Genomic DNA, 21,750 nt, shown 5'->3' on the forward strand with positions numbered 1-21,750 from the left:
TTTAAAAATGAAGCGACGGAGAACTGGTCGCTCGCAGCAATATAGAACCCGGTGACTTTAACCGAACAGGTTAGCGTAGATGGTCATTACAGAGAACCATCCAAATACCAATGCAGAAACCATAGCAAAAGCTACAGCGAAAAAGTTCTTCGTTTTGATCTCCCTGAACACTGCTGCTAAGCAGAGAATAGTTACGAGTAATAACAAGATAGCTGTTACCATAACCGCACCCCCTATTTCTTTATATCTGTACCGTTGTACGAGATGTTATACTTATGTAGTGAACTCATTCTTCACTTATTTTATAGGATTATCAAGCATTTGTCGAGGTATTATCAAATAAATTTAGAAACAAGGAGAGGTGCTTATGCTTAGGATTGCAAGAATACCCTTGGGACCGATAGGAACCAATGGATACGTGCTTTATAAAGAGGGTAGAGCTCTAGTCATCGACCCGGGAGGAGATTTCGATAAATTACATACATTTATGGAAGAGAAGAATCTTCAAGTCGAAGCGATCTTGTTGACTCATGCACATTTCGACCATATAGGAGCCGTTGAAGAAGTGAGGAAGCATTACAAAGCGCCGGTGTATGTACACTTGGAAGAGGCGGATTGGCTGGAGACGCCCTCGAAAAATGGATCCGAATGGTTCGGCATGGATCCGGTCGTTGCCAACGGTCCCGATTTCATTTTAGAACCGGGGACTCAAAGGATTGGTGACTTTCAGTTCGAAGTCAGGCATGTACCGGGTCATTCGCCTGGAAGTGTAGCGTTTGTGTTCCGTAATGAACGCTTTACGATTGCGGGAGACACACTGTTCCAAAGAGGTATTGGTCGAACGGATCTTCCTGGAGGGGATTACGAACAACTGATTGATGCTATCCTTGAACAACTGCTCACGTTGAGGGATGATATGAAAATATACCCGGGTCACGGTGAACCTACAACGGTAGGGGAAGAGAGAAAAGCAAATCCTTTCTTGACGTAAAAAAACTGTTCCATAAGTGGTGAACACTTGTGGAACAGCTTTTTTTAGTGGAAACCCGGTTGCAAAATGAATGACGTATAATAAGTGAATCCAATCATAAAGACTGTCAAGTAAGAGAAAAATATGTAGACATACATACGTTCAGACAGCTTAAGAAAACCAATTGCAAGGAAAAAGGCAGTTTGGGCAAGACAGATCAAGGAAGCTTCCATCATGTCACCGGTATAAAACATGACTGCAAATATTCCTGTCCAAAAGGCCAGCGTACGAAACATACGATCCATACTTCTTCCCCTCCTTCGTATTTAACTATCATTCATATTATATACGAGAATAAAGCGGTTGTAAATAAAAGTTAAGGTTCCTGTACACTCAATTCATAAGTCAGACGATGACTTTTGGATAACCCTTTGTATTCCACAGTATAATCACACACGGCTGTACTCATCACTTTCTGACATGTTACAGCGCTGGTCCCTTCTTCAAATGATCGACGGATCGTAAGTGGAAAGTTCTCTCTGGATTTGATCACCGGGCTCCATGAAGTATGAGCGGACTGGTAGTATTGTTGCAGCTGATAACTTGTTTTGAGGGATTGGTTCAGTTCCATATGTTGTTGATGAACGTGAAGTGCGGCACTGAATAGCATCAAAAAGAGGGAACAAAAAGCCAGCACCCAAGGATAGTAGAACCCGTCCTGATTATAGAGGGATGAAAAAGATCTTTTCAAAGCTTTGTCCTCCTTCGAGGGTAGAGTTCATCCTTAAGAACCCCCTGTCCAGGGAGAAAGAGATGTCTTTCACCTGGTAGAGGAGGATCTCATGGCCTTTATCGTTGACTCTTCTTCTTACCATGTTTTTGTAAGGCTCCAGCTTGACGGTTTCTCCTTCTCTATTCCTGAAAGTAAGGATACTCCCTGTAGCCGTAATAGAAGAAGAGGTATTCAATTCTCTCTGGATGGTCTGTGTGAATTGATGAATAGGCCAGTCGTTTTCCCAAGCGTCCGTAGATAAATGGTGTACCAGAGGAATCAGAATGGTGAGTGCAATCAACATAACGGTTATAGATAGCAATATTTCCGCTAAAGTGAATCCATCTCTGTTCTTAAACATGAAGACAATACTTGTGTGTTCTTCTATGGGTCCATTCCGCACAATACCGGTTCTGTTCATGGTGAACGGTCACCGGAAAAGTGTACGATAGTTGTCCATCAGTCTTTTCCAATAATACGTATTCATGCAAAAGAACCATCACCTCTCTTTCTTCTTTAAGCTCTTCAATCGAGCTTGTTATATTCATGAAAACAGGAAGTAGGAGCGTACAAAAAATACTCAGGAGAGCCATGCTCCCGATGGCCTCCATTAAGATGAATCCTTTATTGTCGATCAATGACCACTCCATTCCTTCCAAATGGAAATAATATCCTATATTCGTTATTTTTTGTTTCAATCAGCATAGTTCCAGGGTTACTGAACGTCCCGTTATTATAGAAAAGTACATGTTGTTTCAGGGACAAAAAGGTGATTTCCCAGTCAGGAGGAAACGAACCAGTGACAATCATGGGAGAGCCCCAGTCTTTGTATGCCTGGTATGAGTTGTCTGTTGCATTGATGTATAAAGTGTGGACCTCCCCGCGGTTCACGCTTAACTGCTGGACGAAATGGATATCGTCAGCGAATGTTTTCATCACCCTTTTCTCTTTAAGACTACTGAAAGCCGAGTGTTGACCCGGAAGAACTATCACTAAGGAGACGGTGATAAAGCAAAGAACAATGAGCACTTCTACAAGCGTAAACCCTCTATGGGACTGCAACGATTTCCGAAATTTCGCCAGTGGTATTATCATATCCAAGTGCTTTACCATTCGGACATGTATCCTGTTTCAGATACCCTGCATCTTTGAGAGCTTCCAGGGACTCTGGGAAAGTTTCGTTCTCCATAAAATAAGACTCGACTTGTGCTTCTGCTGTCAACGTGAAGGCTTCGCAACCTTTCGTGCGGATGGTGTTATTATTCTCGGTAATATTCGGGAGAGCGATAATCAGTAGTACGGTAATGATCAAGAGGACAACGAGCATCTCAACAAGGGTGAAACCGGAATCATTTTTCAAGAGTAATCACCTCATCATAGTTTTTAATAGACTTGGATCCAGTTATATAACGGCAGCATGATGGATAGATAAATCGAAATGATGATCAGTGCTGCAACTGATAATACGATCGGGTGGATCAGTTCGATCGTTTTCTCCGTTTTTGTCTTTAGCTGGTCCAGGAAGTGGAAGGCGAGCAAAGATAGTTCATCGGCCAGCGCCTGGTTATCATTCGCTTCATGAAAAACGGATATGATCTCTTTTCTCATCAGGGTGGATGCATTGGCTGCCATGGCAAGGGTGTTACCTTCCGACAAAGAGAGAAGCATCGTTTTTGCACTGAAAGATAGTTCTTTTTGTTTTTGTTGATCAATGAGGATATCAAGCACCTGGTTGAGTGAAAAGCCGGCTTTCAGCATGGAACTTGCGTGGATGGCGAACTGATAACTGACGATGTAGGATTTGACCATTTGAACATAAGGGATCCTTTTATAGATTTCGAGCTTTCGTTTCATGGGCAGGGAAGCTGCATAGATCTTGTAGATCAGGAAAGCTGTAAGAAAAAGAAAGCCCAGGCCCGTCACTAGAGTGATGGTATAATCCAGTCCCTGGAAAATGAAGAGAGACCATGGTTTATCTTCTTCGTGGGCATAAAGACTTTCAAAACTGGGGATGACGGATTTTTTCATAAAGTAGAAAGTGATGAATAGAAACAAAAGCAGAATCAGAGGATAGCGCAACGTTTGCCACAATTTCTTTTTTGAGTCATGGGAAATGACTAACAGTTGATAACATTGCCGGAATAAAGAAGGGAAGTCTTTTCTCACTTTGCCGAAATACAGGAAGGATATGACCATGGGGGAAAAACGGGCCTTTCTGAAAGCTTCTTCCAATGAATCCCCTTTTTTGAAATGGTAAAGGAGTTCGGAAGTCAGAGGCTTCAGATCTTCGTCCCACCCCGTGATGTCCAGGGCACGATGAACAGGGTATCCTTTTTCGAGAAGGGGGGACATTCGTTTGAAAAAATGAATCTGTACAGGAAGAGGGAGTTGTTTACGGTTGAAGATATCCATAAGCGATTGCTTTCTTTTTGATGTGGGGGAATGTTTGAGTAGAAGAGAAGAGGTGACCGTCGAAGGTGGAAGCAAGAGAATCTTCTTCCAGAATTTCCATGATCGCCGCTCGCCTTTTTATCAGGGGGGAGTTGATGAGTCGCTGGCTGGCAATCGCTCTCAGGGTTTGTTGAAGGTCCGATTCCGGGATGTTCATTTCCAGGAGTCGTCGGATGGTGCCTTGTGCATCTTTGGCGTGCAGGGTGCTGAAAACGAGATGTCCACTGAGGGCTGCTCTTACTGCGAACTGGGCAGTTTTTTCATCACGAAGTTCGCCCACCATAATTATGTCGGGATCATGCCTCAAAGCAGCCTTTAAACCTTCATCGTAGGTGAACCCATTCTTTTCGTTTATCTGCACCTGGATGATACCCGGCACATATTTCTCGACTGGATCTTCCAGGGTGATAGCTTGCAGTCCCCGTTGCTCGAGGATGGTATCCATAATCGCGTATAGGGTGGTCGATTTGCCGCATCCGGTAGGTCCTGTGAATAGGACAAGCCCAGAAGAATAATCACACCACTGAAGCACTTTATTGAGTTGGTCCCGGAATAAAAATAATCGGTGGATGGGTAACTTCCTGTGACTGGATAATAAACGTATGGCGAGACTTTCTGACTCGGAAAGGGGGAGGGTGGAAAGTCTGAGATCGACTTGATCATCATGGAAACGGTGAGAAATCCTGCCGTTTTGAGGGAACTTCATCTCACCTATATCCATCTCCGATGAAAACTTGAAATATGCGAGAAGTTTCTGGTAAACGAATGGGGTGATAGAACGATAGAATGTTCTTATTCCTGCTACACGCATAAATATATGGGTGGCACTCGAATGGGGGATGAAATGGATATCTGATGCTTCTTTTTCTATTGCGTCCCTGAGGATCTCTTCGCTTAATGTTTTGACGTTCACTACATAAATCACCTCCGTATTGGTTGTGTATATAAGTATTCGACATAATTCTGGAAACTCCTTCTCTTTCAGAGATTTTGTTTAAAAAATATACCTGATGAACAAAATAAAGGTAAGAGAAAGGAGGGGTGAGGGATGAAGACAATGGATTATATCCGGTATCTGACAGAGAATTCTTTAAAGTATCTGGAGCAACCGGAAAAACGACAGAAGAAGAGACGTCTCCGTTCTTTCAGATTCTGGTTCGGAGATCTTTGGGTCATCAGCCGATATTTCTTTCGTAAATAGCCCGTGTGGGGGGACGCCGAACGGGTGTGCTTCAGTGACTTGTCGCCATTCACTTTCGATCCATAAGATTGTTGTGTGTCGTTTCTGTCATATAGAAAATCCCCCTATTCTCTTCTTGCAAATAAACGGCCGGTTCCAGCCGTCTTTGCAGTTCTTCGTGTTGCTGAGTGTACCAATTCATATCCATTCCCTCTTTTTTATGGAACTCTTCGATGATCCGTTTCTCTGTTTCCCGTTTTTCGAGAGCTCGCTCTGCCCATTCGTGCTTCTGTTTCCCGATATGGTCTTCCATATAGCTGGTCAAACGCTTTACGGCATTCTTTTCCGGGATGATAGGCCGGATGGGGTACGTATAGTAGGATGGTTCCGATTCCCATTCATAGTTCCTGATGTGACTCAAAAAATTCCACCTGAAAGCCCCGGTCAGTAAGTGGATCCCTATATTCAGGCATTGCACGGTCCTTGTTATCCCTTTGTAAGTGATGGAGAAATGACAGAGTAACCATGGATGAAGTCCTTCTTTCCTTCGGTTATCGGTCGTCTTCTCGTAGACGGTAGTTTTCCTCCCTTTGTTCGTCGTGTACGTATAGAGCTTATGAAGGTGAGGGGAACCGGCGTGGATGAAAAGTTTCCCCTTTTGATCTGTTGTGGTATAAGTCAGTTTGGAAGGGACTCCTTCTGCATTCATCTTCTCGATGTAATGCCAATAGAACGGTCGATTCATGAGCGCTTTATCGAGTTCCTTGGTTAAGGTTACCTCCCATTCTTCGTCTGCGGTTTCTTCCCACCTGGCTCCGAATAGTTGGTAAAATTGTTTGACGAACTGAATGCTTTCCATAATTAGTCCTCCTCCTGATTCACAAGAAGCTTTTCCATCTTGCCAATGGTGTGATGGAATGTTTTCGTTTTCTGGAGCAAACGATGGAACATGACTTCTTCGATCGTTTCCTCGAGTATCGGATAAAGGATTTCCACGTCATGTTCCTGTCCATATCGATGGATTCTCCCGATGCGCTGTTCAAGCTTCATCGGGTTCCAGGGCAAGTCATAATGAATCATCCGACTGCAAAATTGCAGGTTGATCCCCTCGGCAGCTGCATCGGTGGCAATCAGCACTTGGGCTTTCTGCTCGAACAACCTTGTCATCCATTCCCGCTTGCTTTTTTTGAATTTCCCATTAAAAGGAACCGAGCTTATCCCGTACTTTTGGAAGAACCATTGTAAATAGAGTTGAGTCGCCTTGAATTCTGTGAAAAGAACGTACTTCTCTTCACTGTTTTTCAGCAGATTCTTCGTAAATATAGCCTTCGAGTGATGGAGTTCTCGGGTGAGTGTCTGGATCAGGGAAACCGCCTTGTCTCTTTCTTCCGGTTTCAGTTTCGGCAGCACTCCCTGTAATGAATAGATGAAAGCCGGCAGGGAGGAGCAGAACTCCCTTTTCAGCATGATATTCGTAAACGCGGGCTGGTCTTTGAGTAAGCCATCAATTTGACTGTAGACATGTTTCTCTTTTTCATGAAGCAGGATGGGTTCCTGTCGGATGTTTCTTTCTGAGGGAGAGAATTGGATTTCTCTCCTGTTGTGACGGACCATCACCTGCTTTAACAACTGATTGATGTGGGACGTATCTTTGGACGTTTTGTACTTCTTTTTGAACTCCTGGAGATTCCCGAGATAACCTGGTCTTAAAATCGAAGTAAGGTTGTAGACGTCCGTGATGGAATTCTGCAGGGGAGTGGCTGTCAGCAACAGACAATACGTTTTAGAAATCGATGAAACGAACCGGAAATTCTTCGTCTGTTCATTTTTCAGGCGATGAGCTTCATCGATGATCAGTAAGTCGTAGTCGATATCTTTGATGACCGAAGCATGTTTCTCCTGCTTGGCGTAATCAAGGGAAGAAATGGTGATGTCCCAGTTCTCCCAATCCGCGCTTTTCCTTGAAGGGGTGAAGGTTTGGATATAAAACGTGCCGGAAAGTTCTGACGCCCATTGATTTACGAGGGAGGCAGGCGCGAGAATCAATACTTTCTTCACCATATTCCTTAGCAGATATTCCTTAAGGATAAGACCTGCTTCCATGGTTTTTCCCAAACCGACTTCGTCAGCAAGGATCGCCCTGCCTCCCATCGTATGTATCACCTTTTTTGCAGTGGAAAGTTGATGTTCCATAGGTGTGAATGTCGGAAGGTGCTTCATGCACTGCAACTCTTCCTTATGAAGATGGGAATACTTATTCTCAATAGCAGTGCAGGCGAGGTTGAAAGTGTTCCAGTCGCTCAGGTTTTCCTCCTCGGATAATATGTCAGTGATGACTTTCATAGTGAACCCCCCGGTATCATAGTAGTGAGAAAATTTAAAATTAAATGAAATGTAAGCCCTTCGTGTGGTATAATGATATTGTTTTTAGTTTGGACTTTTTTCAAAAATACATACATGTGGCGGATGACTATGGAGGGAGAGCCTGTATTCATGGAATACAGCGCCGAAGGAGCAAGCGGACCAAGCGAATCTCTCAGGCAACAAAGACTTCCATAGGACGCAACTCTGGAGAGTGTCTGCGAGGGCAGGCCACCTACGAAGCAAGCGCCTGCAAGCGTTAAACTTTCTGGTTCAAGGACAGAGGCTTTTCTTAAAAGGGAAAAGTCTCTTTTTTTATGAAATGAATGAAAAAGCGGGGCTGCTTGAATTTCTTTATTAAGGAGGAGCAGAACATGACTAAAGGAAACAGATCACCCTTACACAGTGAATTTGTAAGAATGGGAGCAAAGCTCATCAATTTTGGCGGATGGGACATGCCGGTCCAATTCAGTGGGATCAAGGAAGAGCACAGGGCAGTAAGGGAGAAAGCCGGGTTGTTCGATGTGTCGCATATGGGAGAGATCATTGTGCGTGGTACTTCGAGCGTTTCCTTCCTCAACAAGATGCTGACCAACGATGTGGAGAAACTCACTCCCGGGAAAGCGCAGTACACGATCATGTGTCAGGAGGATGGAGGGACGGTGGACGATCTGATCGTTTACCATCTTAAAGAGAATGAATATCTGCTCGTCGTCAATGCTGCGAATAAAGAGAAAGATCTGCAATGGCTCGTCGATCATAACGAGGAAGGGGCAGAAGTAGTCGATTACTCGGAGCACTACGCCCAACTTGCCATCCAGGGACCACGGGCGGAAAAAATCCTGCAATCGATAACTGGAGAGAAGCTGGAAGATATCCGCTTCTTCCGTTTCCACCAGGAAGTCACATTTGAGGGCGTTGAAGGAAAGGCCATCGTTTCGAGAACAGGATATACCGGAGAAGACGGGTTTGAAATATACTTGCCGGCGGATGCTGCGGTTGATTTATGGAGGGCCTGCCTGGAATCCGGAAAAGAAGATGGCTTAGAGCCAGTCGGGCTCGGTGCGAGAGACACGCTGCGGTTCGAAGCTGCATTGCCTTTATATTCCCAGGAACTATCAGCATCCATATCTCCGATCGAAGCAGGTCTAGGATTCGCCGTTAAAGTGAAAAAGGAAACGGACTTTATGGGGAAAGAAGTGCTTCAGCGTCAGAAGGAAAATGGTGTAGATAGGAAGCTTGTAGGAATTGAAATGATAGAGAAAGGAATCCCCCGTCATGGTTACACGGTCTATGACGACAAGGACAGGGAAATAGGTTTCGTTACCAGTGGTACGCAATCCCCGAGTCTGCAAAAGAACCTCGGTTTGGCGCTTCTGGATCAGGCTTATACGGACGAAGGTCAGCATGTATATGTACAGGTGAGGAAAAAGCGGCTGGAGGCGAAAGTCGTGCCTAAGCCATTTTTTAAACGATAGGAGGAGAATGGGATGGAATTCAGGTATTTGCCGATGACAGAAGAAGATAAAACGGACATGCTTAAAACGATTGGCGTGGAGTCCACAGATGAGTTGTTTTCAGATATTCCGCCAGAAGTGAAGCTTGACCGGGAAATGAAATTGAAGCCTCCGGAAAATGAATATTCTTTGACGGAAGAAATGAGACGATTATCTTCAAAAAACAGTGACATACGTCAGTATGTTTCTTTTCTTGGAGCAGGGGTGTACGACCACCATATACCTTCTGTAGTCGATCACGTCATTTCCAGATCTGAATTTTATACAGCGTATACGCCTTATCAGCCAGAGATTTCTCAGGGAGAGCTGCAGGCCATTTTTGAATTTCAGACGATGATCGCTGAATTGACAGCCATGGATCTGGCCAACTCCTCCATGTATGACGGGGGAACGGCTCTTGCGGAAGCGATCACTCTGGCGGCTTCCCAGACGAAAAAGAAAAAGATCCTTTTATCGGAAAGTATACATCCTGATTCCAAGGAAGTGATTGGCACGTACGCCAAAGCTCATAACCTTGAGCTGGTGATGATCGGGGAGAATAATGGGACCGTGTCGATCGATGAGCTTGACGAGCATCTCAGCGATGATGTGGCTGCCGTGGCTGTTCAATATCCGAACTTTTACGGTCAGGTCGAACCGCTCGGAGAGGTGAAAAGCAAAATAGAGGAAAAAGCGAAGAAAGCGATGTTCGTCGTATCGGCCAATCCGCTCGCGCTTGGATACCTTACGCCTCCCGGGGCATTCGGAGCTGATATTGTCGTGGGGGATACTCAGGTATTCGGCATACCGGCCCAATTCGGAGGTCCTCATTGTGGGTATTTCGCCGTTACGAAAAAACTGATGAGGAAAGTGCCGGGACGTCTCGTAGGAGAAACGGTAGATGAAAACGGAGAGCGTGGATTCGTCCTGACTTTACAGGCTCGTGAACAGCATATAAGAAGAGAAAAAGCGACATCGAATATATGCTCCAACCAGGCTTTGAACGCGTTGGCATCGAGTGTGGCCATGACCTCCCTCGGCAAAGAAGGATTGTACCAGATGGCGAAGATGAACATCCAAAAAGCGATGTACATGAAGAACCGCCTGGAATCGGAGGGGTTGACGGTTATGTTCGATGGTCCATTTTTCAACGAGCTTGTGGTGCAGTTACCTCAGTCTGTGAAGGTAGTGAACGAACGGCTTCATGAAGAAGGGATCATCGGTGGATTCGATATGAGGCGTGTGAATGAGAAATATGAAGATTGCATGCTTGTTGCGGTGACGGAAGTGAGATCCAGACAGGAAATCGAGAACTTTGCGAAGATAGTGGGAGGGATTTCATGAATAACGGAGCGTATCCTTTGATATTCGAACGCAGCAGGAGCGGACGGACGGGTTTCAGTTTGCCTCAAAATGATGTAGAAGAGATGGATGTGGATGGTTTATTCGATGAGGACTATAAAAGGAAGGAAAAAGCTGACTTGCCGGAAGTGAGTGAACTTCAGCTTATAAGGCATTATACTGGCCTCTCCTCGAGGAACCATGGAGTGGACACAGGCTTCTATCCTCTGGGGTCCTGCACGATGAAATATAATCCGAAAATAAATGAAGACGTAGCACGGCTCCCGGGCTTCAGTCATATTCACCCCTTTCAGGAGGAAAGTACCGTCCAGGGGGCGTTACACTGGATGTATGACCTGCAGGAATCCTTATCCGAGATCACCGGAATGCATACCGTCACTCTTCAGCCGGCTGCCGGGGCTCAGGGAGAGTGGACAGGACTGATGATGATCAGGGCGTATCATGAGGAACGCGGAGACACAGGGAGGACCAAAGTGATTGTACCGGATTCGGCACATGGGACGAATCCTGCTTCAGCTACGGTGGCGGGATTTGAAGCTGTTACGGTAAAAACGGATGAGCGTGGGCTGGTGGATATCGAAGATTTGAAACGCCTCGTGGATGAACATACAGCAGCGTTGATGCTCACGAACCCGAATACCCTGGGGCTTTTCGAGGAAGATATTGTCGAGATGGCTACGATTGTTCACGATGCCGGCGGGAAACTTTATTACGACGGCGCGAACCTGAATGCGATTCTGGGATACACAAGGCCGGGAGACATGGGCTTTGATGTCGTCCACCTCAACCTTCACAAAACGTTTACCGGTCCTCACGGGGGAGGGGGCCCTGGATCAGGGCCTGTAGGAGTGACGGAAGAGCTGGAACCTTATCTTCCGAAGCCTTTACTCGTAAAACAAGAAGATGGATACGGGTTCGAGTACGAACGGCCTCAATCGATAGGTCGTGTGAAACCTTACTATGGAAATTTCGGCATCAATCTTCGTGCGTACACGTATATACGTACGATGGGCGCCGAAGGACTGAAGCGTGTCAGTGAATATGCGGTCCTGAACGCCAATTATATGATGAGAAGACTGGAGAAATCCTTTGAACTTCCTTACAGCCAGCACTGTAAGCACGAATTCGTCCTATCGGGGAGTATCCAGAAGAAATTGGGGGTACGTACGCTTGATATGGCGAAACGTCTCCTCGATTTCGGTTACCATCCTCCTACGATCTATTTTCCGATCAACGTAGAAGAAGCTATGATGATAGAGCCTACAGAGACAGAGGCGAAAGAAACGTTGGATGATTTCATAGACACGATGGAACGGATTGCAGAAGAAGCAGAGCACGATCCTGAAAAAGTACAGGAAGCTCCCTTCACGACAGTCGTGGGAAGATTGGACGAAACGACAGCTGCAAGAAAACCCGTGTTGAAATATCAGCCTGAAGAATGAAATGAAAAAACGCATGGAATCCAAATGTTGATTCCATGCGTTTTCTTAGGTTATTTTTTTGCTTTAATTTTCCCTGACCATTTCTTGAAGCCGCCCTGAAGGTGATTCAAATCTTCATACCCTTTCTTGTTCAACAACATAGCTGCTCTCGTCGATCTTGCACCGCTTTGACAATAGAGATAGACGGGCTTGTCCTTTCTTATTTCGGCAGTACGGTTGCGCATCTGGGATAACGGAATATTGCGTGCTCCCAGAATGTGACCACCGTCAAATTCTTTCGGTTCACGGACATCGATCAGTTGTGCTTTACGATATCCCTGCTTGAACTCATCTTCAGTCAATGTCGTCAGGATCTTTTTCGATTTGATATATCGGTAAATGGAAAAGGCAATAAAAGCTACGATAATAGCCAAAAGTATCCACCAACTCATAAGTCGAACCCCCTCGATAAAAATTGTTCCTCGTCTATTATAAGGAGTTCCCTCGGCAATTTCAAAGATTTCTTTCCGGGCATGCCAGCATTTGTTATGCAAGGCACAAATTCTTTTAAAAAAATGACTGATTTCGGCAATATCTTCGGATACCTCTCTCAAAAGAAAAAAAATAAACGATTACGTAGTTGACAAATTTCCACTTATTCGTTCAACAACACAATATATTGTGCTTTTTTTAAATAAAAACACAATATATTGATTAAGTTTTTGTGTGTGTGGTATGTTACTAATTAGGCAGAAAGATTTCGTAAAGGAGAGGGTAGTATGACCACAAGTTCCTCTATAACAGTGCAGACAAAGATAAACGTAAGTCAGTTGAATGAGGATATCGGATTGTTTCCTCAGGTTCATGAAATTACAGAAGATATGAAGATTACGCATGAAGGAGTATCCAGGCTTGTGATGCTTGATCGTTATGCGTTCAAGGATACCGAGCGTATTACGTTGAAAGAAGGGGACTTCGTCGTATTAACCGTAAAAGCGGATCCTAAATTTCCTGCAAGAGGCTATGGCTTCATTACCGGTATCGACTGGGACAAGCGGGAAGCGACCGTCAAAGTCGAGGACGAATTCGCTCATGTGCTTGAAGAGCATGAACAGGACGGTATTGTAAGAAGAGGTCTCGATACGATAGATAAACCTCTTGAGGTTTATTATGAGCAGATCGCAAAAAGAAATGCGACCGGTCTTTCCATGGTGGAGACGACGGAAGAAAAGCGTGAGGAAAGCTTTCAGTCCTTTTATGAAGAGTTGGCCAATATGAACTTTGTACCGGCCGGGAGAGTTCTTTACGGTGCAGGATCCGAGAAAGAAGTTACTTACTTCAATTGTTACGTCATGCCTTTCATTCAGGATTCCAGGGAAGGGATTTCCGATCACCGGAAACAAGTGATGGAAATCATGTCGAGAGGCGGAGGAGTAGGAACGAACGGTTCGACCCTTAGGCCACGTAATACGCTGGCACGCGGAGTGAACGGGAAATCCTCCGGTTCCGTATCCTGGCTCGATGATATAGCGAAACTGACGCATCTTGTCGAACAGGGAGGTTCCCGCAGGGGCGCTCAGATGATCATGTTATCCGATTGGCACCCGGATATCGTAGAGTTCATTATATCCAAAATGCAGAATCCACGAATTCTCAGGTATCTGATTGAGAATACAAATGATGAACAGATTCAACAACTTGCTCAGGATAAATTGAAATTCACTCCTCTCACAGAAAAGGAGAGAGATCTTTATCAGAGTGTCGTCAATTTCAAAGCGGTGGAAGGTCAGGGCGGTTTCACCAATCAATCGATCAGAGAAGCTGAAGAAAAACTTCGCGATGGTGGAACGTATGCTGTCCATCATTCGGATTTCTTAAGTGGAGCTAACATTTCTGTGTGTATCACGGATGAATTCATGGAAGCTGTCGAGAAGAACGAAATGTACGGGCTCAAGTTCCCTGATGTGGAGTCTTATACCGAGGAAGAAATGGACTACTATAATGAACATTGGCAAGCGGTAGGAGATGTCCGTGAATGGGAGAAAGAAGGAATGGGAGTACGTACGTACAGATCCATGCCTGCCCAGGAGCTTTGGAATCTCATTAACATATGTGCCACGTATTCGGCGGAGCCGGGCATATTCTTCATTGATAATGCGAATGAGAAGACGAATGCTACAGCATACGGTCAAAAAGTGGTCGCAACCAATCCATGCGGAGAACAGCCTCTTGCTCCATGGAGTGTCTGCAATCTTGCAGCTGTCAATTTAGCGGAAATGGCTGATAAAGAGGCAAGCGAAGTCGATTATGAGAAACTGAAGCAGACAGTCAGAACGGGTGTACGTATGCAGGATAACGTGATTGATTCGACGCCTTACTTCCTAGATGAGAATAAGAAACAGGCGCTCGGTGAACGACGCGTTGGATTAGGGGTGATGGGTCTTCACGACCTGCTCATCTATTGTGAAACGGAATATGGTTCAGACGAGGGCAATGAACTGGTGGATCGCATCTTTGAAACGATTGCGGTTACGGCTTATGAAACATCTGTAGAGCTCGCAAAAGAAAAAGGGAGCTTTCCTTTCCTTAACGGAACAACAGATGCAGAAACGGATGAAAACCGCGAACGCTTCATCAACAGCGGGTATATGAAAGATATGCCTGAGCATGTAAGAGAAGCGGTCAAATCGTATGGGATCAGGAACTCTCATCTACTGACGGTAGCTCCGACGGGGTCGACCGGAACTATGGCGGGAGTCAGTACCGGTCTGGAGCCTTACTTCTCCTTTTCCTATTATCGCAGCGGACGCCTCGGTAAGTTCATCGAAGTGAAAGCGGATATCGTACAGGAATATGTGGAACGAACCCCTGGTGCTGATGAGGACGAACTCCCTCATTGGTTCGTTACGGCTATGTCGATGAGCCCTGAAGCTCACGCTGATACACAATGTGTGATTCAACGATGGGTGGATAGTTCAATCTCGAAGACCGTCAATGCGCCGAAAGGGTATTCCGTTGAGCAGGTGCAGTCTGTTTATGAAAGACTATACCGTGGTGGCGCCAAGGGCGGTACGGTATATGTCGATGGAAGTCGGGATTCACAAGTGCTTACTTTAAAAGCCGAGCAGAGTGAATTTGACGGGGAACAGGAATCCTTCGGGTTCGATGAAGAAGAAAGACAAGTGGTATTGATGGATACGGTACAAGAACTACAGTCGACGAACGTTTCCATCGGTTCGGAAGTGGGAGATACGTGTCCTGTATGCAGACAGGGGACGATTGAAGACATCGGTGGTTGCAATACTTGTACGAACTGTAATGCGCAGTTGAAGTGTGGCCTATAAGATTCAGAAGGAGCATCCGCTCAAATAGCGGATGCTTTTTCAGTGAAGTGATATACGGTGTCAATTGTAGTCTGATACAGGACCTCAGTTGTTTACATGAAGAAACTAGTGTATGATTTTTAGTGAATGACCTGATTGATAACGGAGGTAAATTATGCCCACACCGAGTATGGAAGATTATATCGAACAAATTTATTTATTGATTGAAAACAAAGGATATGCCAGGGTTTCCGATATAGCAGAAAACCTCAGTGTCCATCCCTCCTCTGTAACCAAAATGGTACAGAAGCTTGATAAAGATGAATATCTGACTTATGAGAAGTACCGGGGACTAATGTTGACTTCCAAAGGTAAGAAGATCGGGAAACGGCTGGTTTTCCGACATGAATTGTTAGAGAATTTTCTGGAAATTATCGGGGTGGAGAAGGATAAAATATACGAAGAAGTGGAAGGGATCGAGCACCACCTCAGCTGGGACTCGATTGACCGTATTGGCGACCTGGTCCAATACTTTGAAGAAGAGCCTTCCCGCCGAGAAACTTTGTTACAGGTTCATAAACGTAGTGAAGAAGATGCGTAATCCGCATCTTCTTTTTTATGTTTTCAGCTAAGTAAAGTCGGCCAGTCCTCCTCGTTTAGTTTAATAGAAGTGGAATTGGCGTCATAAATTTAAAAGAAGGGGGGAGGGGCGTGAAAAAAATTGACGGTGTTTTCTCAGGTGGAGGAGTGAAGGCGATTGCTTTTGCAGGAGCTTTAGAGACATTGGAACAACAGGGATATTCATTTCAACGGACGGCCGGGACTTCTGCCGGAGCTATTTTTGCAAGCCTTCTCGCAGCCGATTATAAAGCGGGAGACATGGAGAAACTCATGACCAACTTGACACTCGAAACCATCACCACCAGTAAACATAAGCGGAAACCACTCCTGCCTTTCACGAGATGGATGCGACTATATTTTCAATTAGGGCTATATAAAGGCGAAGAGATTGAAGAACAAATGGAGAAACTGTTAGCTAGAAAGGGGATATACACTTTTGGTGACTTGGCACCCGGGAGACTGAAAATTGTATGTTCAGATATCTCCCTGGGGAGGATGGTGGTGTTGCCGGACGATTTAGAGCGGATCTACGGCATTGAAGCGAAAACCTTTTCTGTAGCTAAAGCGGTACGTATGAGTGCAGGGATTCCGTTCTTCTTTACTCCCGTAAGACTTGAAGGAAAGCAGGGGAAATCATTGATTGTAGATGGTGGGGTTCTGAGCAATTTCCCGCTTTGGATCTGGGAGAAACCCTACGGCAACAAAAAAAGGCCGGTACTCGGCCTTCAACTGGCAGATCCTCCGAATCAGCTTCCGCCTCAACGAATAGAAAATGGGATCGAGATGTTTCAGGCACTGTTTCGTACCATGAAGAAAGCCCATGATGCGAGGTATATTTCCCATTCTAAATCGAAAAATATTATGTTTTTGCCTGTGAATGAATTCGAAACGACGGATTTTCAAATTTCAACAGCCGAGAAGGAGGAGTTAGTCAAGCTGGGAAAAGAAAAAGCAAAAGAATTTCTGGAAGGATGGCGACAATGATGGAGCTTTTAAAAAGTAGCTCGATTGTTGTCTTTGTCTTTTCCTTTTGTGCCGTTGATTACTCGTAAATGGGAAGGGGCGGCTTTTCTTTTTTTGGCAGGTTTTTTTGCTGTCTTCGTCATTTTAGTGGTGTCCGGAGTAGAAGTTCCGTATTTTTGTTTGGATTGCTTAACTGCCTGTTTGTATTTTTTCATTTCGTTCGTGTTCCCTCCGCTGACACGTTTTCGGATGAACACAAAGTAGATCAGACCGTAAATGGCTGCTGCAACTCCGATCATTACAATAATAGAAGTAAGGAATCCTGCCGTGTTTGTGAACAGTTGGGAAACGACATAGAAAGCGGCTAAGCCGATCAGCGCGTATATAAGCCATGTAAACCATCGACGTGGCATGAGAGTCCTCCTTTCATAGCTCTTATACTATATTTATACCACTTTTGGGGTTATTTTTATCATGATTCCTGAAATTTTTTTAAAAAAATTTGGCATGAAATACGGAGCATACGCCGAGACTGAGTATAGGAGGTGTATACATGAACGAAAGAAAAGAAAACGGGATGCTTGGAAAAGTTACGGCCATCGGTGCAGTGGCTGGATTGTTTTTGGCGTTTTCGTGGATGGGGTCTTCCTATTTCAGCTTTACGAAATTATCTATGACCGATCTCCTGAACAGACCTTTCATCTTCGGAGATGTGGATGATGTATTGTTTTTGAAGGTTACGAACGTATTGATTATTATAACCATCTCTCTTTTTCTGGCTTTTCTCTATTACGTTCTGCTGAAAAAATATCAGGGGTTGCTTCCAGGAGTCGGGGTCGGTGTGCTTTGTTTCGGCGTCGTTATATTGTTGGGTGTTTATATCGTACCGGATTTCAGCTGGGATAGTGATTCCCTGGTGAGTTTGTTCTGTCTGTTTTTGCTGTACGGGGTGTTTCTCGGTTATTCCATTTCTTTCAATTGGGCGGAAGAGGAGCAAAAACGGCGAGAGTAGTGAATAGATGGCAGCATGTGGTACACTGAAACAGAAGCGGAGAAAGAAAATTATGAAGGAGGGACTCCATAGATGCTCCATGTGGAAAGAATCAGGGAATCTATGAAAAACAAAAACATTGATGCACTGCTTGTAGTAAGCGATAAGAATAGAAGGTACATAACAGGGTTTACAGGCACGTCCGGTGCTGTCCTTATCACCGCGACAAGTGCAAAGCTCGTAACTGATTTTCGATATATTGAGCAGGCGGAAGACCAGGTCGAAGATTTTGAAATCGTCGAGCACAAAGGCCCTATGTCAAAAGAAATCGCCACTCAATTAAAAAAGGACGAAGTGAAAAGGATCGGTTTCGAGAAAGATCATATGACATACGGTGTATATGAAACGTTCCAGGCAGCGATAGATGGGGAAATGATACCTGTGTCCGGTATGGTAGAGGAGTTGCGGTTGGTGAAGACCGACGAGGAAATCTCCATTTTGCGTGATGCTGCTAAGATTGCAGATGAAGCTTTTGATCATATCTTATCTTTCATCAAACCGGGCGTACGGGAAATCGATGTATCCAACGAGCTGGAATTTTTCATGAGGAAAAAAGGGGCTACTTCTTCGAGTTTCGATATCATCGTTGCCTCAGGCTATCGTTCCGCTCTTCCACACGGAGTGGCATCAGAGAAAAAAATTGAATCCGGGGAACTCGTCACCCTTGATTTCGGTGCACTCTATAAAGGATACTGTTCTGATATAACAAGAACGATCGCTGTCGGAGAAATTTCTGAAAAGCAAAAAGAGATCTACTCTACTGTATTGGAAGCGCAGAAAGCAGGAATGAACGGATTGAGAGCAGGGCTTACAGGGAAAGAAGCCGATGCGCTGACGAGAGATGTGATCAATGCGAAAGGCTATGGCCAGTATTTCGGCCACTCAACGGGACACGGCATCGGCCTCGACGTTCATGAAGGACCTGGTTTATCTCATCGATCTGATGTAGAATTGAAGCCGGGTATGGTCGTAACTGTCGAGCCGGGAATCTACGTTCAGGGAATAGGTGGTTGCAGAATCGAGGATGATACAGTGATCACAGAAAGCGGTAATGAACCGTTGAATGATTCTCCTAAGGAATTAATCATATTATAAGTTTGGAGGAATACGAATGATTTCAGTGAATGATTTGAAAACAGGGCTTACTATCGAGGTGGATGGTGGTATCTGGAGCGTCATGGATTTCCAGCACGTGAAGCCTGGAAAAGGAGCGGCGTTCGTACGTACGAAGCTCCGTAACCTTAGAAACGGAAATATCCAGGAGAAGACGTTCAGAGGCGGAGAGAAAGTGAACCGCGCTCATATTGAAAATAGAAAGATGCAATATTTGTACGCTTCCGGTGACATGCATACCTTCATGGATACACAGACGTATGATCAGGTTGCGATAAGTGAAGAGCATATCGGAGATAAACTGAACTATCTGAAAGAGAACATGGAAGTTTCCATTCAGTCTTATGAAGAAGAGACGATCGGAATCGATCTTCCGAAAAACGTAGAACTTGAAGTTACTGAAACTGAGCCTGGAGTCAAAGGAGACACGGCCAGTGGCGGTACGAAGCCTGCAACGCTTGAAACAGGCTTGATTGTGCAAGTACCATTTTTTGTTAACACCGGAGATGTGCTCCTTATCAGCACAGATGAAGGCAAATATGTGTCACGTGCGTAATAGAACCCTCGAGGAGTAAAATCCTCGAGGGTTTTTTTCATAGGAACAGAGTATTCGCATAAGATGAAAGTAGAAAGGGGGAGAAAGTGATAGAGGAGTTGCTTGAAATGCTACCACCTTCTTACAAGGAAGAAATCGAATCCCTTGAGAACATCGACGAGATACAGGAGATCAGAATAAGAATCGGGAGACCTCTCGAAGTAGTGCGACGACACGTTCCTTTATTCTTACCTCCGGTCGGGACCAGAGAAGCAATCGATCAGATTGTGGGGAGGGCTACCCATTTCTCCGTCTACCGCTTCCAGGATGATATTAAAAAAGGATTTTTGACCGTGAAAGGCGGGCATCGTATCGGTCTTAGCGGAGAAGCGGTAGCTACCGGGGAAAAAATAAGCAACATCGAGCCTGTTTCTTTTTTGAATATAAGAGTTGCCAGGGAGGCCAGGGTCCGGCAACAAGCCTGGATGGAAACGCTTCTGAGTAAGAGAAGATTGTTGAATACGGTTATCGTGGGCCCTCCGTATTCAGGGAAAACGACGATATTGAGACAACTGACCAAGTGGCTTTCGGACGATCGGTCCGCAGGGTTCAAAGTTTCGATGATTGATGAGAGGTCGGAGCTTGCTGCGTGTTATCAAGGCCTCCCGCAATTGGATGTAGGGAAAAGGACTGATGTATTGGATCGGTGTCCGAAAAGCGAAGGGATCTCCCTTATGATCCGCTCGATGTCACCTGAAGTCATCGTAGTAGATGAAGTGGACGGAGAAGAAGATACCATGGCTTTGAAACGTGCTATAGGTGCCGGTGTGAGTGTCTTATGTACCACACACGCCGATGATTGGGAGGGGCTCGAGTATCGATTAGGGTCGTTGTTCCCCTACATGGAAAGGTTCGTTTTTCTGCCACGGCTGAATCAGAACCACAGGTCCCTTGTGATCTATCAGAATACGTACGAAGAAGTGAAGAGGGTTGATCTTCTATGATGTCGAGTATCGGTTCTTTGCTCATCTTATCTGTGACGACATTCTTCGGTTTCGGAATAGCGAATAATTATGAGAAGCGGCCGAAATATCTGAGGGAATGGAAATATGTATTGAGTGTGATGGAAACGGAAATCATTCACGGGCACTCTTCCATAGAACACGTATGTGCAAAAATCTCCACACAAAAAATCAGGCTGAGCAGCTTCTTTGCCTCAATCAAAGAGACATTACTCGGAGAACGCAATTTTTCCCTTGTTTGGGAGAAGGCTCTATCGACACATGAGACTTCCTTCTATTTGCAAGAGGAGGATCTGGAAATACTTAAGCAGTTGGGACAGGTTCTCGGGAAATATTCCATAAGGGAGCACCAGAAACATTTTTCCCTCACGCAGCATCATCTTGAAGAACAGTACCAGCAGGCGGTGAAGGAAACGGAGCAGTACAGGAAAATGGCGAGAGGCTTGGGGGTATTGAGCGGATGTCTTATCGTTCTCTTGCTTATATGAAGGAGGAGATGCCTTTGTGATCGAGGAAACGGCTATTCTGTTTCAAATAGCGGGGATCGGGGTCGTCGTGGCAATGATCCACAGTATTCTGAAACAAATGGGGAAAGAAGAGATCGCGCAGGCTGTTACATTGACGGGTTTCATCATCGTTTTGTTTATTGTGCTGCAACGGCTGGCCATGTTATTTCAGGAAATAAGGTCCGTATTCTTATACCAGGGTTAATCACATGGATATTTTTCAGACGGCCTCCTTCGCTTTTATAGCTGCCTGTCTCGTGTTGTTGTTGAAAGAGCAACACCCTACCTTGGCGTTCTTGTTACTATTTGTAAGTGTTCTGCTCATTTTTTTCGTCATCCTTGATCAGGTAAGGCATATCTTCCGTTTGCTTTATACGATGGCCGAATACGCAAACATAAATCAGAGCTATATAGAAACGATCATAAAAATCATCGGAATCGCTTACGTCACTGAATTCAGCAGTCAACTTATCAAAGATGCAGGGCTTGATTCTCTGGCACTCAAGGTGGAAATGGCCGGGAAGGTCTTCATCCTATTGGTCGCAATCCCTATATTGACGACAATTGTAGAAATGACCCTGCAACTGTTACCGAACTAGGAGG

28 protein-coding genes and 2 riboswitches are annotated in these 21,750 nt (G+C 45.0%); of the genes, 15 read left to right on the forward strand and 13 right to left on the reverse strand.

From position 1 onward, the window contains the following. Nucleotides 1-57: 57 nt before the first annotated feature. A complete protein-coding gene (locus BLQ44_RS00905; protein WP_093190904.1) occupies nt 58-222 on the reverse strand; it encodes a DUF2759 family protein in 165 nt (54 codons plus the stop codon). A 145-nt stretch (nt 223-367) separates the two neighbouring features. Between BLQ44_RS00905 and BLQ44_RS00910 the strand changes: the two genes are divergently transcribed. Further along, the gene (locus BLQ44_RS00910; protein WP_093190907.1) at nt 368-991 is read left to right on the forward strand and encodes an MBL fold metallo-hydrolase; all 624 of its coding nucleotides are present in this window, start codon (nt 368-370) and stop codon (nt 989-991) included. A gap of 44 nt (nt 992-1,035) precedes the next feature. On the opposite strand, the gene BLQ44_RS00915 is transcribed toward BLQ44_RS00910, so the two are convergent. From BLQ44_RS00915 to comGA, 8 genes are all read right to left on the reverse strand, one after another. Then, a complete protein-coding gene (locus tag BLQ44_RS00915) occupies nt 1,036-1,275 on the reverse strand; it encodes a DUF2626 domain-containing protein (protein WP_093190909.1) in 240 nt (79 codons plus the stop codon). A gap of 71 nt (nt 1,276-1,346) precedes the next feature. Then, entirely contained in the window at nt 1,347-1,721 is a 375-nt protein-coding gene (locus BLQ44_RS00920) for a hypothetical protein (protein WP_093190912.1), read from the reverse strand. Then, nucleotides 1,693-2,163, reverse strand: a complete 471-nt coding sequence (gene comGF / locus BLQ44_RS00925; protein WP_093190915.1) for a competence type IV pilus minor pilin ComGF — start codon at nt 2,161-2,163, stop codon at nt 1,693-1,695. The genes BLQ44_RS00920 and comGF overlap by 29 nt, the downstream gene beginning before the upstream one ends. Next, nucleotides 2,096-2,392 carry a competence type IV pilus minor pilin ComGE gene (comGE, locus tag BLQ44_RS16850; RefSeq protein ID WP_407690359.1) on the reverse strand — a complete coding sequence of 99 codons (297 nt, stop codon included), beginning with the start codon at nt 2,390-2,392 and terminating at the stop codon, nt 2,096-2,098. The genes comGF and comGE overlap by 68 nt, the downstream gene beginning before the upstream one ends. Then, nucleotides 2,367-2,678, reverse strand: a complete 312-nt coding sequence (locus BLQ44_RS00930; protein ID WP_093190918.1) for a hypothetical protein — start codon at nt 2,676-2,678, stop codon at nt 2,367-2,369. The genes comGE and BLQ44_RS00930 overlap by 26 nt, the downstream gene beginning before the upstream one ends. 112 nt (nt 2,679-2,790) lie before the next feature. Next, complete coding sequence (comGC, locus tag BLQ44_RS00935; RefSeq protein ID WP_093190920.1) at nt 2,791-3,102, reverse strand: competence type IV pilus major pilin ComGC; 312 nt, start codon at nt 3,100-3,102, stop codon at nt 2,791-2,793. Between the two features lie 23 nt (nt 3,103-3,125). Next, nucleotides 3,126-4,154, reverse strand: a complete 1,029-nt coding sequence (locus tag BLQ44_RS00940; protein WP_093190923.1) for a type II secretion system F family protein — start codon at nt 4,152-4,154, stop codon at nt 3,126-3,128. Beyond that, nucleotides 4,135-5,106 (reverse strand): competence type IV pilus ATPase ComGA, encoded by a 972-nt coding sequence (gene comGA, locus BLQ44_RS00945; RefSeq protein ID WP_093190924.1) that lies wholly within the window; start codon nt 5,104-5,106, stop codon nt 4,135-4,137. The genes BLQ44_RS00940 and comGA overlap by 20 nt, the downstream gene beginning before the upstream one ends. Before the next feature lie 135 nt (nt 5,107-5,241). Here comGA and BLQ44_RS16430 point away from each other — a divergent pair, with 135 nt between their 5' ends. Next, entirely contained in the window at nt 5,242-5,394 is a 153-nt protein-coding gene (locus tag BLQ44_RS16430; protein WP_176757382.1) for a hypothetical protein, read from the forward strand. A gap of 49 nt (nt 5,395-5,443) precedes the next feature. Here BLQ44_RS16430 and BLQ44_RS00950 read toward each other — a convergent pair whose 3' ends face one another. Beyond that, on the reverse strand, nt 5,444-6,232 hold the full coding sequence (locus tag BLQ44_RS00950) for a YqhG family protein (RefSeq protein ID WP_093190927.1): 789 nt from the start codon (nt 6,230-6,232) through the stop codon (nt 5,444-5,446). 2 nt (nt 6,233-6,234) lie between these two features. Then, nucleotides 6,235-7,716, reverse strand: a complete 1,482-nt coding sequence (locus tag BLQ44_RS00955; RefSeq protein WP_093190929.1) for a DEAD/DEAH box helicase — start codon at nt 7,714-7,716, stop codon at nt 6,235-6,237. Nucleotides 7,717-7,839: 123 nt separating this feature from the next. Next, nucleotides 7,840-7,936, forward strand: a riboswitch (glycine riboswitch). A 3-nt stretch (nt 7,937-7,939) separates the two neighbouring features. After that, nucleotides 7,940-8,019: riboswitch (glycine riboswitch) on the forward strand. 89 nt (nt 8,020-8,108) lie between these two features. Here BLQ44_RS00955 and gcvT point away from each other — a divergent pair. Genes gcvT through gcvPB form a run of 3 tightly spaced genes read left to right on the forward strand, consistent with a single transcriptional unit; the run spans nt 8,109 to nt 12,034 of the window. Continuing rightward, on the forward strand, nt 8,109-9,212 hold the full coding sequence (gene gcvT, locus BLQ44_RS00960) for a glycine cleavage system aminomethyltransferase GcvT (protein WP_093190932.1): 1,104 nt from the start codon (nt 8,109-8,111) through the stop codon (nt 9,210-9,212). A gap of 12 nt (nt 9,213-9,224) precedes the next feature. Continuing rightward, nucleotides 9,225-10,574: an aminomethyl-transferring glycine dehydrogenase subunit GcvPA gene (gcvPA, locus tag BLQ44_RS00965; RefSeq protein ID WP_093190935.1), complete on the forward strand. Its 1,350-nt coding sequence runs from the start codon at nt 9,225-9,227 to the stop codon at nt 10,572-10,574. Continuing rightward, nucleotides 10,571-12,034 carry an aminomethyl-transferring glycine dehydrogenase subunit GcvPB gene (gene gcvPB / locus BLQ44_RS00970; RefSeq protein WP_093190937.1) on the forward strand — a complete coding sequence of 488 codons (1,464 nt, stop codon included), beginning with the start codon at nt 10,571-10,573 and terminating at the stop codon, nt 12,032-12,034. The genes gcvPA and gcvPB overlap by 4 nt, the downstream gene beginning before the upstream one ends. A 50-nt stretch (nt 12,035-12,084) precedes the next feature. Here the strand turns inward: gcvPB and BLQ44_RS00975 are convergent, their stop codons facing one another. Then, complete coding sequence (locus BLQ44_RS00975; RefSeq protein WP_093190939.1) at nt 12,085-12,465, reverse strand: rhodanese-like domain-containing protein; 381 nt, start codon at nt 12,463-12,465, stop codon at nt 12,085-12,087. 327 nt (nt 12,466-12,792) lie between these two features. On the opposite strand from BLQ44_RS00975, the gene BLQ44_RS00980 reads away from it, so the two are divergent. The 3 genes from BLQ44_RS00980 (at nt 12,793) to BLQ44_RS00990 (ending at nt 16,941) form a co-directional block, all read left to right on the forward strand. Then, on the forward strand, nt 12,793-15,357 hold the full coding sequence (locus tag BLQ44_RS00980; RefSeq protein WP_093190941.1) for a vitamin B12-dependent ribonucleotide reductase: 2,565 nt from the start codon (nt 12,793-12,795) through the stop codon (nt 15,355-15,357). Nucleotides 15,358-15,511: 154 nt separating this feature from the next. Beyond that, nucleotides 15,512-15,937, forward strand: coding sequence for a transcriptional regulator MntR (gene mntR, locus BLQ44_RS00985; RefSeq protein WP_093190944.1), 426 nt, complete (start codon nt 15,512-15,514; stop codon nt 15,935-15,937). Nucleotides 15,938-16,047: 110 nt separating this feature from the next. Beyond that, on the forward strand, nt 16,048-16,941 hold the full coding sequence (locus tag BLQ44_RS00990; protein WP_093190946.1) for a patatin-like phospholipase family protein: 894 nt from the start codon (nt 16,048-16,050) through the stop codon (nt 16,939-16,941). A gap of 8 nt (nt 16,942-16,949) precedes the next feature. Here the strand turns inward: BLQ44_RS00990 and BLQ44_RS00995 are convergent, their stop codons facing one another. Beyond that, a complete protein-coding gene (locus BLQ44_RS00995) occupies nt 16,950-17,333 on the reverse strand; it encodes an SA1362 family protein (protein WP_093190948.1) in 384 nt (127 codons plus the stop codon). A gap of 140 nt (nt 17,334-17,473) precedes the next feature. On the opposite strand from BLQ44_RS00995, the gene BLQ44_RS01000 reads away from it, so the two are divergent. From BLQ44_RS01000 to spoIIIAD, 7 genes are all read left to right on the forward strand, one after another. Then, nucleotides 17,474-17,932 carry a YqhR family membrane protein gene (locus BLQ44_RS01000; RefSeq protein ID WP_093190950.1) on the forward strand — a complete coding sequence of 153 codons (459 nt, stop codon included), beginning with the start codon at nt 17,474-17,476 and terminating at the stop codon, nt 17,930-17,932. Nucleotides 17,933-18,004: 72 nt separating this feature from the next. After that, nucleotides 18,005-19,066, forward strand: a complete 1,062-nt coding sequence (locus tag BLQ44_RS01005) for a M24 family metallopeptidase (RefSeq protein ID WP_093190953.1) — start codon at nt 18,005-18,007, stop codon at nt 19,064-19,066. A 16-nt stretch (nt 19,067-19,082) separates the two neighbouring features. Continuing rightward, a complete protein-coding gene (gene efp, locus BLQ44_RS01010) occupies nt 19,083-19,640 on the forward strand; it encodes an elongation factor P (protein ID WP_093190956.1) in 558 nt (185 codons plus the stop codon). 86 nt (nt 19,641-19,726) lie between these two features. Next, nucleotides 19,727-20,623 carry an ATPase, T2SS/T4P/T4SS family gene (locus BLQ44_RS01015; RefSeq protein WP_143004674.1) on the forward strand — a complete coding sequence of 299 codons (897 nt, stop codon included), beginning with the start codon at nt 19,727-19,729 and terminating at the stop codon, nt 20,621-20,623. Further along, entirely contained in the window at nt 20,620-21,129 is a 510-nt protein-coding gene (locus tag BLQ44_RS01020) for a stage III sporulation protein AB (protein WP_093190961.1), read from the forward strand. Before BLQ44_RS01015 ends, BLQ44_RS01020 begins: the two co-directional genes overlap by 4 nt. A 16-nt stretch (nt 21,130-21,145) precedes the next feature. Then, complete coding sequence (gene spoIIIAC, locus BLQ44_RS01025) at nt 21,146-21,352, forward strand: stage III sporulation protein AC (RefSeq protein WP_093190963.1); 207 nt, start codon at nt 21,146-21,148, stop codon at nt 21,350-21,352. 4 nt (nt 21,353-21,356) lie between these two features. Continuing rightward, nucleotides 21,357-21,746, forward strand: a complete 390-nt coding sequence (spoIIIAD, locus tag BLQ44_RS01030) for a stage III sporulation protein AD (RefSeq protein WP_093190965.1) — start codon at nt 21,357-21,359, stop codon at nt 21,744-21,746. Nucleotides 21,747-21,750 lie beyond the last annotated feature (4 nt).

Origin of the sequence: Salimicrobium halophilum (assembly GCF_900100295.1) — a bacterium.
In the GTDB taxonomy this organism is placed as follows: Bacteria; Bacillota; Bacilli; order Bacillales; family Halobacillaceae; genus Salimicrobium; species Salimicrobium halophilum.

Excerpts from the sequence above, each read along its gene's own strand:
- efp (WP_093190956.1), top strand. The coding sequence starts at position 19,083 with ATGATTTCAGTGAATGATTTGAAAACAGGGCTTACTATCGAGGTGGAT.
- comGF (WP_093190915.1), bottom strand. The coding sequence starts at position 2,163 with ATGAACAGAACCGGTATTGTGCGGAATGGACCCATAGAAGAACACACA.
- BLQ44_RS16430 (WP_176757382.1), top strand. The coding sequence starts at position 5,242 with ATGAAGACAATGGATTATATCCGGTATCTGACAGAGAATTCTTTAAAG.
- BLQ44_RS00950 (WP_093190927.1), bottom strand. The coding sequence starts at position 6,232 with ATGGAAAGCATTCAGTTCGTCAAACAATTTTACCAACTATTCGGAGCC.
- gcvPB (WP_093190937.1), top strand. The coding sequence starts at position 10,571 with ATGAATAACGGAGCGTATCCTTTGATATTCGAACGCAGCAGGAGCGGA.
- BLQ44_RS00995 (WP_093190948.1), bottom strand. The coding sequence starts at position 17,333 with ATGCCACGTCGATGGTTTACATGGCTTATATACGCGCTGATCGGCTTA.
- BLQ44_RS00930 (WP_093190918.1), bottom strand. The coding sequence starts at position 2,678 with ATGAAAACATTCGCTGACGATATCCATTTCGTCCAGCAGTTAAGCGTG.
- BLQ44_RS01005 (WP_093190953.1), top strand. The coding sequence starts at position 18,005 with ATGCTCCATGTGGAAAGAATCAGGGAATCTATGAAAAACAAAAACATT.
- spoIIIAD (WP_093190965.1), top strand. The coding sequence starts at position 21,357 with ATGGATATTTTTCAGACGGCCTCCTTCGCTTTTATAGCTGCCTGTCTC.
- BLQ44_RS00910 (WP_093190907.1), top strand. The coding sequence starts at position 368 with ATGCTTAGGATTGCAAGAATACCCTTGGGACCGATAGGAACCAATGGA.
- BLQ44_RS00940 (WP_093190923.1), bottom strand. The coding sequence starts at position 4,154 with ATGGATATCTTCAACCGTAAACAACTCCCTCTTCCTGTACAGATTCAT.
- BLQ44_RS01020 (WP_093190961.1), top strand. The coding sequence starts at position 20,620 with ATGATGTCGAGTATCGGTTCTTTGCTCATCTTATCTGTGACGACATTC.
- BLQ44_RS00955 (WP_093190929.1), bottom strand. The coding sequence starts at position 7,716 with ATGAAAGTCATCACTGACATATTATCCGAGGAGGAAAACCTGAGCGAC.
- gcvT (WP_093190932.1), top strand. The coding sequence starts at position 8,109 with ATGACTAAAGGAAACAGATCACCCTTACACAGTGAATTTGTAAGAATG.
- BLQ44_RS00905 (WP_093190904.1), bottom strand. The coding sequence starts at position 222 with ATGGTAACAGCTATCTTGTTATTACTCGTAACTATTCTCTGCTTAGCA.
- gcvPA (WP_093190935.1), top strand. The coding sequence starts at position 9,225 with ATGGAATTCAGGTATTTGCCGATGACAGAAGAAGATAAAACGGACATG.
- BLQ44_RS00980 (WP_093190941.1), top strand. The coding sequence starts at position 12,793 with ATGACCACAAGTTCCTCTATAACAGTGCAGACAAAGATAAACGTAAGT.
- mntR (WP_093190944.1), top strand. The coding sequence starts at position 15,512 with ATGCCCACACCGAGTATGGAAGATTATATCGAACAAATTTATTTATTG.
- BLQ44_RS01000 (WP_093190950.1), top strand. The coding sequence starts at position 17,474 with ATGAACGAAAGAAAAGAAAACGGGATGCTTGGAAAAGTTACGGCCATC.
- BLQ44_RS00915 (WP_093190909.1), bottom strand. The coding sequence starts at position 1,275 with ATGGATCGTATGTTTCGTACGCTGGCCTTTTGGACAGGAATATTTGCA.
- comGE (WP_407690359.1), bottom strand. The coding sequence starts at position 2,392 with ATGGAGTGGTCATTGATCGACAATAAAGGATTCATCTTAATGGAGGCC.
- BLQ44_RS00975 (WP_093190939.1), bottom strand. The coding sequence starts at position 12,465 with ATGAGTTGGTGGATACTTTTGGCTATTATCGTAGCTTTTATTGCCTTT.